Genomic DNA, 13,825 nt, shown 5'->3' with positions numbered 1-13,825 from the left:
TGTCATTGCAAAGTTATCACGCACCATTTGTTAGCGCATGGTGTGCAAAGGCAGGTCGTTCGCTAAAGCCAACGCATCAATCTGCTTGCGGGTCATACTGGCAAAAAATGCACTCAGATGCAATTTGGTTTTGGGTAGCAGCATGATGTTTTGCCCCGATTTAGCAGAAGGCAAACCGGCTACCTGCGCTAATCGAGCTGCAAAATGCGCCTCCAATGCAGCCACCGCTACTCTGCCGTTTATACAGGCGTAGACCGCATACCCCGCATGAGCACCACCCACCGATCCTTTGGGTTTGGTCAAACCCCATTGGCGGGGCAGCGCAATATAAGCCGCAGCACCTTCGAGCGCTACTTCGTGAAAAACACCTTTGCCTTGAGCACGACCCGTTTTCGAGCGTTGCCATAAAACCTTGAGAACCGCTTCACTGGCTTGCAGCGAACCTGCCATGTCGGCGAACAAGGTGGCTGGAAGGTCCAAACCGGTCACCAAGTCATGGGCCGCCAAATAGGTCAGGTCGTGGCCGGGTATTTCTGCGCCCGCACCCTTAGTACCCACAATGCTGACCATGTTCAATGCTGGAAATCTGTCGTGCAGATCAGCCCAAGCCAGTCCCAGTTTTTTCAGGGCCGAGGGGCGAAACGAGGTGAGAAGCACATCGGTATTGACTAACAGTTTGTGCAACTGTGCTTGACCTTTGTCTGTTTTCAGGTCGGCGTGCAGCACTTTCACACCGCTGTGCAACTGCGCATACGCATGGGGAGCGTACAAGCCCATGGGGTCTGTGGATGTCCCTTTGGCAGAACCAGAGGGGGGCAGGGGTTCTAGCTTGGTGCATTTAGCGCCCATGTCGGCCAAACGCATGAGCGCAGCAGGGCCAGGCAGGTTAAGCGCCACACTCAAGATGCGAATACCTTTCAAAGTATTGCTGGATGATTTAAAGGGGGTTGAAGTCATTGTCCAAAATCCAAAGGCAGGCCGACATAGTTTTCGGCCAATGATGTAGACAAGGCATGGCTGTTAACCAAATAGTCCAGCTCAGCTTCTTGCATTTTTTGACCAAAGCCTTCGCTGTCAGGAAAGCGGTGCATCAAGGACGTGAGCCACCAAGAAAAACGCTCGGCTCGCCAGATGCGAGCCAAAGCACGTTGAGAATAATGATCGATTCCTGCTGAGCTTTTTTCTTTGAAAAATTCAATGAAAGCGCTGCTGAGGTATTTCACATCGCTGGCGGCCAAATTCAAACCTTTAGCACCTGTGGGCGGCACGATGTGGGCTGCGTCTCCTGCCAAGAACAAACGGCCAAAGCGCATGGGTTCAGCCACAAAGCTGCGCAGGGGTGCAATGCTTTTTTCAACCGATGCGCCAATGACCATGCGCTCGGCCATCTCGGGGTCTAGGCGTCGCCGAATTTCATCCCAAAAACGCTGGTCGCTCCAGTCTTCTACTTTGTCGCTAACGGGGCATTGCACATAGTAGCGACTGCGTGTCATGCTGCGCATCGAGCACAGCGCAAAACCACGGTCGCTGTTTGCATAGACGATGGCGTGGGTAGACACAGGGGGCACATCGGCCAACACACCCAACCAGCCAAAGGGGTAAACCTTTTCATACTCAGTAATAGCGCTCTTTGGCACACTGGCTCTGGCCACACCGTGAAAGCCGTCACAACCGGCAATGAATTCGCAGTTCAAAACATGCGACTTGCCGTCTTTCACATAGCGAACTTGAGGGGAACTTCCGTCGAAGTCGTGCAGGCTGACATCACTGGCCTCGTAAACCGTGCTTAGCCCCAAACCTTTTCGCTGGTCCATCAGATCCTTGGTAACCTCGGTTTGGCCGTAAGCTGTGACCACTTTACCGCCGGTCAGTTGGGTTACTTCAATGGGGTGGCGGGTGTTTTTAAAAACCAACTCGATGCTGTGGTGAATTGTTCCGTGTCTTGAGACACCCGCGCCTACACCGGCTTCGTGCAGCAAATCAACAGTCACCTGTTCCAAGATACCTGCTCGAATTCGTCTGAGCACATAGTCAGGGCTTTGTCGCTCGACAATGACATGGTCGACACCCGCTTTGTGCAACAAAGCCCCTAATAACAAACCAGAGGGTCCTGCGCCGATGATGGCGACTTGGGTACTGCTATGGGACATGCTCAAACTCCGAGGTGTTGGTGCAGCACATCTGGTTGCGCCAGCAGAGTGTCACTTGTTCCTTGGAACACCACTTCGCCTTTGACCAAGATGACATTGTGTTGGGTAATTTGGGTCACGTGCTGCCAGTTCTTATCCACAATCACGCTACTGATACCAGACTTCGCTATCAAGGCGCAAATGCGCCATATCTCTAAAGCGATGAGTGGCGCCAAGCCTTCGGTGGCTTCGTCTAGCAGCAGCAAATCGGGGTTGGTCATCAAAGCCCTGCCAATGCTGAGCATTTGTTGTTCGCCACCACTGAGTTGCTGTCCGCCGTGAGCCAAGCGTTCGCCCAAACGGGGAAAGGTGTCGAGCACCCGTTGGTAGGTCCAGTCTTGTTGACCGCGCACACCTGCGCGAGCCGCCATGACCAAGTTCTCGTGCACACTGAGGTTGCCAAAAATACCGCGGCCTTCGGGTACATAGGCCATGCCCATGTTGGCAATGGCATAGGGGGTTAAACCTTGGATGGGCTGGCCTTGAAAAGTAATTGTGCCGCTGAGTGGTTTCACCAATCCCACCATGCTTTTAAGCAACGTGGATTTACCCATGCCGTTGCGCCCCATCAGGCCCACCGTTTGTCCACGCTCTACCGTGAAATCGAGGTCCTGCAGCACATGGCTGGCTCCGTAACAGGTGTTGAGACCACGAACTTCAAGCAAAGCATTGCTCATGGTGTGGCATCGCCGAGGTAAGCCGCTTGCACTGTGGCGTCGCTGCGTATGGCTTCAGGCGTTCCGCTGGCAATCACGGTGCCGTTGACCATGACAGTCAGCACATCAGCCAATGCAAACACGGCATCCATGTCGTGTTCCACCAGCAGCATGGCATGATCTTTCTTCAAAGACTGCAGCAGTTCCACCATGGTCTGTGCCTCTGCAGCCCCCATGCCAGCCAAGGGTTCGTCTAGTAGCAGCACATCTGGCACGGTTGCCAAGACCATGCCAATCTCCAGCTGTCGTTGAATCCCGTGGCTAAGGATGGCGGCTGTTTTATTTTTAGAGGCAGTCAAGCCCGACAACTGCAAGGCGCGGTCTGCACGTTGTGCCACGGCGGCTTGTTGGTCTGCTCGACTGAACCAAGACAAGGGATTAAAGGGCGCCAAGGCGTCTTTGGCTTGTGCGGCAAGCATCAGGTTCTCCCATACTGTGAGCGGCAAAAACACATTGGTTTTTTGGTAGCTGCGGCCTAAACCATGAAGCGATAGCCGGTAATGCGGCCAACCCGTCACCGCTTGGCCTTTGAGCCACAACTCGCCGCTGGTGGCGGCGATGTCGCCGCTGAGCAAATGGGTGAGGGTGGTTTTGCCAGCACCATTGGGGCCAATGACAGCATGAATTTGGTCTTTGTACAAAGACAAAGACACGCCATTGACCGCCAACAAACCACCAAAGCGTTTGCTTAAATGTTTGGCTTCTAACAACGCTTCAGTCATCATGTGAATCCCGTGGGCGCAGCAAGCCCATCATGCCCTGGGGGGCAATGACCACCACCAAGACAATCAGCGAGCCCATCCACAACTGCCAGTGTTTGCCCAAATCGAACTCGCCCACTTTAGGCAAGTCTTTGAAAAAATGCAGCAGCAACTCAAAGCCAAAAGCACCGATCAAGGCCCCCGCCACATTGCCCATGCCACCCAAGATCACCATCATGATGGCGTGAGCGCTCATATGAAAGCCCATCAACTCAGGGTTGACGTAACCCGACTGCGCCGCCCACAAATAGCCAGCCAAACCCGCTAAAGCGCCCGCTAAGGTGAAGGCGGTGAGCTTGTAGCTGAAACTGGCATAGCCCAAGGCTTGGGTGCGGTGTTCATTCAAACGTATGCCGTTGAGCGTTCTTCCAAAAGGACTCACCAACAGGCGACGTAAAAAGCCATACACCAACAACAAACTCACCAGCGTGAAGTAGTACAGCACTTGCTTGTTTTCAAAATCCAAACCCAGCGCCGAGGGGCGCACATTGATGTACAAGCCGTCAGAACCACCCAAAGACTTGTTGTCAAAAAATAAGAAGTACACCATTTGTGCAAACGCCATGGTCACCATGATGAAATAAATGCCTTGGGTACGAACCACAAAAAAACCAATCACCAAAGCAAGCAAGGCACAAGCCAAGACAGCCAAAGGCAAGGTGGTGAGCCAACTGGCTGCTGCGTCTGCGGGTGACAAAAAAGCCAGCACATAACCCGCTACACCGAAATAAGCGGCATGTCCCAAGGACACCAAGCCGGTGATGCCTTGTAGAAGATCCAAACTCATGGCGAAGATGGCCAAAATCATCATGCGGGTGACCATCTGGGTGTAAAAGTCTTGCCCCGCAAAAGGAAAGGCCAGCAAAACGATCAAGCCCAAGCCCAGCAAAATTTGTACGCTGCGCGGCAGGGTTTCCAAGTTTCCTTGCGGCGTAGTCATTGTTTGAACAAGCCTTCGGGTTTGTAGAGCAGCACCAAGGCCATCAGCACATAGACCAGCATGCTGGCAAATTGCGGCAACAACACCTTGCCAAATGTGTCGACCAAACCCACCAACAAAGCCGCGGTAAGTGCACCGCGCACCGAACCAATGCCGCCAATGACCACCACCACAAAACACATGATCAGCACTTGCGCGCCCATGTTTGGGTAGACACTGGAAAGTGGGGCAATCAGCATTCCGCCCAAGGCCGCCAGTGCCACGCCCATGGCAAACACCAAGGCGTGCAAACGCACTATGTTGATGCCCAAGGCCTGTGCCATATCGCTGTTAAAGGCACCTGCACGAATTTTCATACCCAATTTGGTTTTGCTAATCAGCAGCCATAAACCCAGCGCCAAGGCACAACACATCGCTAGCATGAACAAACGGTAGGCAGGGTAAGACAGGGTATCGGTCAGTTGCATAGACCAATCTAGCGTTGATGGGACAGCTACGTTGTGCACATCGTCGCCCCACAACATGGAGCGCAGTTCTTCAAAAATATAGATCAGGCCAAAGGTAAGCAAGACTTGGTCAAGGTGGCTTCGGTGGTAGAAGTGCCGAAACAGCAACTTTTCCAATAACCACCCAATACTGACGCTGATGAGTGTGCCTGCCAATATGGCCAAAGCCAAATTGCCCCAAGCGGCCGTCAATGCATAGGCCATGTAAGCGCCAAGCATGTAAAAAGAGCCATGCGCCAAATTGACCACACCCATGATGCCAAAGATCAGTGTCAGCCCTGCGGCCAACAAAAACAGCAGTAGACCGTACTGAACGCTGTTGAGGAGTTGAATAAAAAAATTAGCGAGATCCATCAGCCCAACTTGCAGCCTGCACCTGAATCGGACAGGGCCTTGACTGCCACGCCTAACACCTTGTTTTCCTTGCCCTGCACCACGCGCAAATACATGTCTTGCACAGGGTTATGGGCTTTGCTCATGGTCCATTTGCCACGGGGGCTGTCAATCACGGCACCTTCCATGGCTGCATACAAGGCTTTTTTATTGGACAAGTCGCCGTTGACCGCGGCTGCGCCTTGCAACAACAACAAACCTGCGTCATAGCCTTGAACCGCAAACACGTCGGGCTGCATTTTGTAGGTCTTGGCATAGGCCAAACGGAAGGCATCATTGCGCTTGTTGGCCAATGAGGCACTGTAGTGCAGGGTGGTCATGATGCCTTGGGCAGAGGGCGCTAATTCATCGTCCAACAAACCTTCAGTGAGAAAACCAGAGCCGTAAAGCGGGATTTTGTCCTTCAAACCTGCCGCGGCGTAATCGCGGATGAACTTGGAAGCCCCGCCGCCAGAGAAGAAACATGCCACTGCATCAGGTTTGATGGACGCAATTTCGGTGAGCAATGCTTGGAACTCCACATTGGGGAAAGGCAGACCCAATTCCTTGACGATGGTGCCTCCAGCAGCTGTGTAGCTTTCTTTGAAACTTTCACCCGCTTCGTCGCCTGCAGCATATTTCCAAGTGATCCATACGGCTTTTTTATGTCCTTTTTCCACCATGACTTTGCCCAAGGCTTGGGTGGGTTGGCCATTGGTAAAAGAGGTGCGAAACACATTGGGCGCACACAGCGCACGGGTTGCGGCGTGCATGCCTGCGTTGGGAATGATGTTGAGCACACCCGTCTCACGTGCCACTTTGTGGATACCCATTTGTACGCCAGAGTGAACCGTGCCAATTAAGACATCGACTTTGTCGCGCTGAACCAGTTTGTTGGCGTTCTCCACCCCTTTGGAAGGTTCGGATTCGTCATCCACTTTAAAAAATTCAACTTCTCGTCCACCGACTTTGCCACCCGCTTCTTGCAAGGCCATGCGAAAGCCGTTGTCAATGGCTACCCCTAACTGTGTGAAGGTGCCTGTGTAGGGCAGCATCAAGCCAATCCGTAATTTGGTGCCTTGAGCTTGTGCGGGAAACCAAACACCTGAGCTGGCTGCGCCTGCAATGGCTGCTGTACTTTTTAATAGTTGCCTACGAGAGGTCATGGCGTTCTCCTGATTTGAAGTCTTATGTTGAAGCTGCACGCAGTTTAAAGCGTTGAATTTTGCCTGTGGCGGTTTTGGGTAACTCGCCCACAAACTCTACCCAACGCGGGTATTTGTAAGGTGCAAGATGCGACTTGACATGCTGCTTCAACTCATCTGCCGTCAATGAGTGTCCCGGCTTGTTCACCACAAAAGCTTTTGGCTTGGTCAAGCCTTGTTCGTCGTCAACCCCGATGACTGCCGCCTCTAAAACCCCAGGGTGCGTCATCAGCGAGGCTTCAACTTCAAAAGGAGACACGTAAATACCGCCAACCTTCAGCATATCGTCGCTGCGGCCGCCATAGGTGTAGTAGCCCTCGGCATCGCAACTGTATTTGTCACCGCTTCGCGTCCACTCACCTGCAAAGGTGTGCTTTGTTTTTTCACGGTTATTCCAATACATGATGGCCGATGTAGGCCCTTGAATTTGCAACTCGCCCAGCTCACCCACTGCGCAGGGCTCGCCTTCGTCATTAACCAAGCGCAGGGCATAGCCTGGCACCACTTCACCGGTGGTGCCATAGCGAACGCGGCCGGGTCGATTGGACAGGAAGATGTGCAACATTTCGGTCGAACCAATGCCGTCCAAAATCTCAACGCCAAACTCGGCTTGCCAACGCTTGCCGATCTCAGCGGGCAAGGCTTCACCCGCGCTGGTACAGACGCGTAAATTTAAGGCTTGGGCTGCAGGGCGATTGGTATCTGCAAGCAAGCTAGCAAACAGGGTTGGAACGCCATAAAAGACCGTAGGCTGATGGGTCTTGAGCAAATGAAAAACATCCGAAGGCGTAGCACGCTTACCCAGCAGCACCGTGGTGGCACCTTGTGCCAATGGAAAGCTGAGTGCATTGCCTAAACCGTAGGCAAAGAACAATTTGGCCGCAGAAAACACCACATCGTTTTCATGCAAACCCAGTACACCTCGACCATACAACTCCGCGGTATGGATGATGTGGCTGTGCAAATGCAGTGTTCCTTTGGGTGAGCCAGTCGACCCGCTGGAGTACAACCAAAAACACACATCATCTGCCAACGTGTTGGCTGATTTTGTCAAACGCCCAGAGGCTTGAATTACTTGCGAAATGCTTTGGGCATGTCTGTGCGACGTGTCCGAATCCATGAACACCTTTTTACATGACGGTGCGTTATGCAAGATATCGGCAAACTGTGGCCATAGCGCTTCTGACACCAACAAACCATGGGCTCTGGAGTCTTGCAACATGAACTCGTAGTCTTTGGGCGTTAGCAAGGTGTTGACTGCCACAGGCACCACCCCAGCCAAAATGCAGCCTAAGAACACCACCGGCCAACGCAAGCCGTCGTGCATGCACAGCAAAACACGTTGTTCTTGTTGAAAACCTGCCGCCAAAAGGCCTTGGGCAAAACGGTAGGCTTGATCTTCCAACTGAGCGTAGCTCAGCGTTTCGCCAGTGGTTGCATCGATATAAGCCGTTTTGTCTGAGCGTGTCGCATGTCTAGAGAGCAAATCAAGCGCTGCGTTATAGACTTTTGGAATGACCGCAATGGTTGCGGGGTTGGGCTTAGCAGATGAAAGAACGGACATAAGTGCATATTATTGCTTACCGAGATATGCAACAAAATGCAAATTGCAAGAGTCATCAAGACCAGACTCTTTGTGTGGGTAGAATAGAGTGCATCGGGGTGTAGCGCAGTCTGGTAGCGCATCTGGTTTGGGACCAGAGGGTCGTAGGTTCGAATCCTATCGCCCCGACCACACATGAGAAAAGGCCCCTTCCGGGGCCTTTTTTGTTTGATTTCTGCCCGTAGCTCAGTTGGATAGAGCAACAGCCTTCTAAGCTGTGGGTCGGGGGTTCGATCCCCTCCGGTCAGGCCAAACTCATGTCACTACATCAGTGACCGTCTTTGGGTTTTTCTTTGGCTGCTTTGTCAAAGAAATGATGCCAGCATTCTTCCTTGGCCAATATTTTGCTTTTGTTATCTAGGCAGTAGGTGCGGCGAATTTTGCGTTCGTGGTCGGTGATGAAATAACTGCGGTAAAGGGTTTTATCCAGGACATACATGATGGCTGTGCGGGACTGTGGGCAAGAGTCGCCCAATATGCAGCTTCGCATCACATTGGAACTGACATACAACTCGACAGACACAATGGGCAATTTTTTGCCATGGTGTGTGGCGACCAAACGCACCGCACAGGTGGAGCCAGTGACTTTGTCGAGTCCATCTTTGGCGGCCAGCATATTGGCTTCTTCAGCCATGAGTTGGCGAAACCATTCGCCGATCACGCCACGGCAAACAAAATACTCTTCTTCTTCTGTTTTATGGAAGGGCTCAATATAGGGGCGTCTCTTGGAGTCAAAGTAAAACAGTGGCTCTTGACCTTCAAAAGTGCGGGTAGGTTTATCGGCCTTGGCGCCTCCTTTTTCTTCCTTGGCTGGTGCGCTGTGCGAGTCAGCTGGTTTTGGAGGCGGATCATTGGCCCAAGCAGGGGCTATCCACAAGCACTGCAGGCCCAACAAGACGGATAAAACTGAAAAACGCAATGTGTTCATAGCTCAAAAAAAGAATTGACCTCTGTTAATCGACCGAAAAAACCAAGTCTTGAGGTGTTTTTTGGAATCAATCGATGGTGTAGCAGGTGGAATTGCGGTGCCATTTGCCTGTGTCGGTGACACAGTGCTGGAAAATTTCTTTGGAATTGGTGTTGGAGAGGAAATAAGAGCGCATCAAAGACTTGTTAATGGGCACAAAGTTCACGGTGCGGAATATGGGGCAGAAATCGCTGCGCACACACTTGTCAAACTCTTTGCGGGTTTCAAACAGTTGCACCCCGATACGCCCGGGGGTTAAGCTTTTTTCGGTGCCATAGGTCACGATGCAGTGCTCAGAATGCACAAAAGGCAAATCGGCCAATTCGTTGAAATAGTTCATCTCCGCCACGATCAACTCTTGGAACCACGGCGCAACAATGCCTTTGCATTCGTAATAGTCCATCTTGTCTTTGTGGTGAACCACCTCGCCTAAGGGGCGGTTGGTTTTGTCCAGCATCACCATGGGTTCTTTGCCGGAATTGGGCGGCCTGGCTTTAGAGGCCTTGGGCGCTTCGGCTTGGCCCTCTAGGCTTTGCGAACCTTCATTCATCACCGCCTGTACCCGCCGATCGAAGGTGTCAGGATCGCCTTTGGCATCCGAGCGTTTTTCAGGAATAGGTTTGAATTTGGGCTCTGCGTCCGGCTTGGAGTCCGAACAAGCGCTGAGCAAGCATACAAACGCCAGCAAAGCAGCAAAGGATGGAGAGAAAAATGGGCGCATGGTCAAACAGCTATGGCGGAGTTGATGGCTATTATCAACTCTAGCCCATCTGCTCAGCGCTTCTCGTATTGGGTCTTGCCAAACAGCGTTTCCATGGCTTTTTTGTCGTCTTGCATGGGTTTGCGCAAATCGGCCAATACCGCGCATCCACGTTGAACTGCAGGACGTGCGCCCACGATATCAAACCACTCTTTGAGCCTAGGGTAATCTGCCCAATCAATGCCTTGGTGAGACCAACTGCGTAGCCAAGGAAAGATGGCTATGTCAGCGATGCTATAGGTTTTGCCAGCCATATAGGCGTGATGCGCCAACTGTCGGTCCATCACACCATACAAACGCCGCGCTTCATTGGTGTAGCGCTCAATGCCGTAGGGCACTTTTTCGGGGGCGTAAATGCGAAAGTGGTGAGCTTGGCCCAGCATGGGCCCCACACCGCCCATTTGGAACATCAACCATTGCAGCACCTCGTATTTACCGCGGTCGCTGGCAGGCATGAATTTGCCAGTTTTAGCAGCCAAGTAAATCAAAATGGCACCAGATTCAAACAAGCTGATGGGCTTGCCATCAGGCCCGTGGGGGTCGACCAAGGCTGGAATCTTGTTGTTGGGGCTGATGGTTAAGAACTCGGGCGTGAACTGCTCACCTTGACCAATGTGAATGGGGTGCGCCAGCCAATCGCGCCCCAATTGGAAGCCACACTCTTCGAGCATGACATGGACTTTGTGCCCATTGGGTGTGGGCCATGTATAGACATCGATCATGGGTTGTCGCCTTTATTGAGCTCAGGAGCCACGGGTGATGGGCATTTCCACTTCCTGTGGGTAAGTGGTGATGTGGCGAGCCAACTCCAACTTGGCGATCGAGTTGCGGTGCACCTCGTCGGGGCCGTCGGCCAAGCGCAGGGTGCGCTGATGGGCATAGGCGTAAGCCAAGGGGAAATCGTCGCTCACGCCACCCGCGCCATGGGCTTGGATGGCCCAATCGATGATTTGCGTGGCCATCACAGGGGCAATGACCTTGATCATGGCGATTTCAGTTTTGGCGATCTTGTTGCCCACGGTGTCCATCATGTAAGCGGCTTTGAGGGTCAGCAAGCGGGCTTGCTCGATCATGATGCGAGACTCGGCAATGCGCTCATGCCACACGCCTTGTGCGGAAATGAGTTTGCCAAAGGCAGTGCGGCTGTTGAGGCGTTTGCACATCAATTCCAAAGCACGCTCGGCGCAGCCAATGGTGCGCATGCAGTGGTGAATGCGTCCTGGGCCTAAGCGGCCTTGGGCGATCTCGAAGCCGCGGCCTTCACCCAGCAGCAGATTGCCCACGGGTACCCGCACATTCTTCAGCACCACTTCCATGTGACCATGGGGCGCATCGTCGTAGCCAAACACGGTCAAGGGACGCAAAATTTCCACACCTGACGAATTGGCGGGAACCACGATCATGCTCTGCTGAGAGTGGCGTGGGGCGTCGGCATCGGTTTTACCCATCACGATATACACCGCGCAACGGGGGTCGCCCGCGCCGGAGGACCACCATTTGCGACCGTTGATCACATAGTGGTCGCCTTCACGGCGTATGCTGCACTGGATGTTGGTGGCGTCAGACGATGCCACATCGGGTTCGGTCATTAAAAAGGCTGAGCGAATTTCGCCTCGCAGCAAAGGCTCTAGCCATTGGTCTTTGAGTGACTCGCTGGCATAGCGCTCCAAGGTTTCCATGTTGCCAGTGTCAGGCGCTGAGCAATTAAACACCTCAGCGGCAAAAGGCACACGGCCCATGATTTCGCACATCGGTGCATATTCCAAGTTGCTCAAGCCTTCAGGCGCACGCTTGGAATGGGGCAAAAACAGGTTCCACAAACCCGCTTTACGCGCCAAGGGTTTAAGTTCTTCCACAATTTTGGTGGGAATCCAAGCGTTGCCAGCGGCGCGGTTAGCGGCGATTTCAGCAAAAAAGCGAGCCTCGTTAGGGTAAATATGCTCGTCCATGAAGGCGAGCAAGCGCGCTTGCATGGTTTTGACCTTGTCGGTGTAGTCGAAATTCATAAAGAGTCTCCGTTGGTTTAATAGGTGTCAAAAATCAAGAATCGCTGCGTTGTGCAAATAGCCATGCCAATTCAGCCATGGGTCGTGCGCCTGCACCCGAGGCTTTGGCCTGGGCGCTGGAAGCCGTGCCGTCCTCCACCCGCTTGGCAATGCCTTGCAAAATGGCGGCGATGCGAAACATGTTGTAGGCGAGGTAAAAATTCCAGTCTGGCTTTAAAGCTTGCAGCGTGGTCAAACCACTGCGCTGGCAATACAGGTCAATGTACTCGTCAGCCAGCGGAATGCCTAAGGCAGCGTGGTCCAAGCCGCCAATGCCCCTGAAGCTGCCTGGCGGAATGTGCCACGACATGCAGTGGTAGCTGAAGTCGGCCAAGGGATGGCCTAAGGTGGATAACTCCCAATCGAGCACCGCCAACACCTTGGGTTCAGTGGGATGAAAGATGAGGTTATCTAAACGGAAATCGCCATGAACAATGCAGGTATGGTCGGCACGTGCGCTGGCTGGCATGTGCGCTGGTAGCCATTTCATGAGTTTGTCCATCTCGGGAATGGGTTGCGTGGCCGAGGCGATGTACTGCTTGCTCCAGCGGCCAATTTGACGGTCAAAGTAATTGCCTGGCTTGCCAAAACTGCCCAAACCTTGGGCCACATGATCGACCGCATGCAAGGCGGCAATGACACGGTTCATTTCCAAGTAAATCTCACGACGCTCTGACGCGGTCATGCCCGGCAATGCCTGGTCCCACAGCACCCGTCCCTGCACAAACTCCATGACGTAAAAGGCTCTACCGATGACCGATTCGTCATCGCACAGCACATGCATTTGTGCCACAGGCACGCCAGTGCCATGTAAGCCGTTCATCACCGCATACTCACGCTCAATGGCGTGGGCCGAGGGCAGCAACTTGGCCACAGGCCCCGGCTTGGCTCGCATCACATAGCTTTTGCTGGGCGTGTTGAGTTTGTAGGTGGGGTTGGACTGCCCGCCTTTGAACATCTCAACTTCCAAGGGGCCAGCAAAACCCGGCATATGTGCTTGCAACCAAAGCGTCAGCGCTTGCGTGTCGAAACGGTGGGCGTCGCTCACCTCGCGGGTACCCACAAAATTGTCAAATGCGCTCATGCCTTTACTCCGAAGCGCTGATGCGCAACAAGGCTTCGCGGTCGCGTACCACCAAGCCACCGGGTTCTATGCGCAAAATCTCCTCGCGCTCCATGGCTTTCAATTCTTGGTTGACCCTTTGGCGAGAGGCGCCCAGTAGTTGTGCCAATTCTTCTTGCGCCAAATGCAAACCAATGCGTGTTTCGCTGCCATGGTGAAGCGAAGGCACCCCATAGCTGCGCGCCAAATGCAGGAGTTGCTTGGCCAAGCGAGAGCGAAGGGGCAGGGTGTTGAGGTCTTCGACCAAGCCAAACAGCTGGCGAATACGCCTTGCTTGCAGCCGCAGCATGGCATCGTAAAGTTCGACGTGAGTGGCCAAGATTTTCTGGAAATCGGCTTTGGCCACACACAAAATGCTGGTCTCGCCGTGAGCATAAACATCGTGGGTACGGGTGTCGCCGTCCAAGATGGCCACATCGCCAAACCAAATCCCTGGCTCCACATAGGTGAAGGTGATTTGCTTGCCCGACAGCGAGGTGCTGCTGACCCTCACCGCACCCTTGGCGCAGGCCATCCACTCCTCGGGCGGGTCGCCACGGGCGGAGATCAAATCGCCGTCTTTGAGTCGTTTGACGTAAGCGCATCGGAGTATGTCGTGTCGCAGTGAAGGGGAAAGAGAGGAAAACCAACGCCCAGTA

14 protein-coding genes and 2 tRNA genes are annotated in these 13,825 nt (G+C 53.3%); 2 read left to right on the top strand and 14 right to left on the bottom strand.

Annotated features, from left to right (window positions below):
- Positions 1 to 30 precede the first annotated feature (30 nt).
- The 8 genes from AC9UEO_RS09780 to AC9UEO_RS09745 are packed head-to-tail and all read right to left on the bottom strand — an operon-like array spanning position 31 to position 8,253.
- A complete protein-coding gene (locus tag AC9UEO_RS09780; RefSeq protein WP_509532573.1) occupies positions 31 to 957 on the bottom strand; it encodes a CoA transferase in 927 nt (308 codons plus the stop codon).
- Positions 954 to 2,150 carry a 4-hydroxybenzoate 3-monooxygenase gene (pobA, locus tag AC9UEO_RS09775; RefSeq protein ID WP_509532572.1) on the bottom strand — a complete coding sequence of 399 codons (1,197 nt, stop codon included), beginning with the start codon at positions 2,148 to 2,150 and terminating at the stop codon, positions 954 to 956. Before pobA ends, AC9UEO_RS09780 begins: the two co-directional genes overlap by 4 nt.
- A 2-nt stretch (positions 2,151 to 2,152) precedes the next feature.
- Positions 2,153 to 2,866 carry an ABC transporter ATP-binding protein gene (locus AC9UEO_RS09770; protein ID WP_509532570.1) on the bottom strand — a complete coding sequence of 238 codons (714 nt, stop codon included), beginning with the start codon at positions 2,864 to 2,866 and terminating at the stop codon, positions 2,153 to 2,155.
- Positions 2,863 to 3,627 (bottom strand): ABC transporter ATP-binding protein, encoded by a 765-nt coding sequence (locus tag AC9UEO_RS09765; protein WP_509532661.1) that lies wholly within the window; start codon positions 3,625 to 3,627, stop codon positions 2,863 to 2,865. The genes AC9UEO_RS09770 and AC9UEO_RS09765 overlap by 4 nt, the downstream gene beginning before the upstream one ends.
- Positions 3,620 to 4,606 (bottom strand): branched-chain amino acid ABC transporter permease, encoded by a 987-nt coding sequence (locus AC9UEO_RS09760; protein WP_509532568.1) that lies wholly within the window; start codon positions 4,604 to 4,606, stop codon positions 3,620 to 3,622. Before AC9UEO_RS09760 ends, AC9UEO_RS09765 begins: the two co-directional genes overlap by 8 nt.
- Positions 4,603 to 5,466, bottom strand: coding sequence for a branched-chain amino acid ABC transporter permease (locus AC9UEO_RS09755; RefSeq protein ID WP_509532566.1), 864 nt, complete (start codon positions 5,464 to 5,466; stop codon positions 4,603 to 4,605). Before AC9UEO_RS09755 ends, AC9UEO_RS09760 begins: the two co-directional genes overlap by 4 nt.
- Positions 5,466 to 6,650, bottom strand: coding sequence for an ABC transporter substrate-binding protein (locus AC9UEO_RS09750; RefSeq protein ID WP_509532564.1), 1,185 nt, complete (start codon positions 6,648 to 6,650; stop codon positions 5,466 to 5,468). Before AC9UEO_RS09750 ends, AC9UEO_RS09755 begins: the two co-directional genes overlap by 1 nt.
- A 22-nt stretch (positions 6,651 to 6,672) precedes the next feature.
- On the bottom strand, positions 6,673 to 8,253 hold the full coding sequence (locus tag AC9UEO_RS09745) for a benzoate-CoA ligase family protein (RefSeq protein WP_509532562.1): 1,581 nt from the start codon (positions 8,251 to 8,253) through the stop codon (positions 6,673 to 6,675).
- Positions 8,254 to 8,347: 94 nt separating this feature from the next.
- On the opposite strand from AC9UEO_RS09745, the gene AC9UEO_RS09740 reads away from it, so the two are divergent.
- Together AC9UEO_RS09740 and AC9UEO_RS09735 are read left to right on the top strand one after the other, a co-directional pair.
- Positions 8,348 to 8,424, top strand: a tRNA-Pro gene (locus AC9UEO_RS09740).
- A 43-nt stretch (positions 8,425 to 8,467) separates the two neighbouring features.
- Positions 8,468 to 8,544, top strand: a tRNA-Arg gene (locus tag AC9UEO_RS09735).
- A 16-nt stretch (positions 8,545 to 8,560) separates the two neighbouring features.
- On the opposite strand, the gene AC9UEO_RS09730 is transcribed toward AC9UEO_RS09735, so the two are convergent.
- The 6 genes from AC9UEO_RS09730 to AC9UEO_RS09705 all read right to left on the bottom strand — a co-directional run.
- Complete coding sequence (locus AC9UEO_RS09730; protein WP_509532561.1) at positions 8,561 to 9,220, bottom strand: hypothetical protein; 660 nt, start codon at positions 9,218 to 9,220, stop codon at positions 8,561 to 8,563.
- A gap of 67 nt (positions 9,221 to 9,287) precedes the next feature.
- Entirely contained in the window at positions 9,288 to 9,980 is a 693-nt protein-coding gene (locus tag AC9UEO_RS09725) for a hypothetical protein (protein ID WP_509532560.1), read from the bottom strand.
- 53 nt (positions 9,981 to 10,033) lie between these two features.
- Entirely contained in the window at positions 10,034 to 10,741 is a 708-nt protein-coding gene (locus AC9UEO_RS09720; RefSeq protein ID WP_509532559.1) for a glutathione S-transferase C-terminal domain-containing protein, read from the bottom strand.
- Between the two features lie 21 nt (positions 10,742 to 10,762).
- Positions 10,763 to 12,025, bottom strand: a complete 1,263-nt coding sequence (locus AC9UEO_RS09715; protein ID WP_509532557.1) for an acyl-CoA dehydrogenase family protein — start codon at positions 12,023 to 12,025, stop codon at positions 10,763 to 10,765.
- A 34-nt stretch (positions 12,026 to 12,059) separates the two neighbouring features.
- Complete coding sequence (locus AC9UEO_RS09710) at positions 12,060 to 13,148, bottom strand: phosphotransferase (protein ID WP_509532555.1); 1,089 nt, start codon at positions 13,146 to 13,148, stop codon at positions 12,060 to 12,062.
- Positions 13,149 to 13,152: 4 nt separating this feature from the next.
- Positions 13,153 to 13,825: Crp/Fnr family transcriptional regulator (locus AC9UEO_RS09705; protein WP_509532553.1), on the bottom strand; the 673-nt coding region annotated here is incomplete at its 5' end.

This window comes from Limnohabitans sp., from assembly GCF_040401495.1.
Lineage (GTDB): Bacteria > Pseudomonadota > Gammaproteobacteria > Burkholderiales > Burkholderiaceae_C > Limnohabitans.
The sequence above is the reverse complement of the archived record's forward strand: the minus strand, read 5'-3'. Positions and strand labels throughout refer to the sequence as shown.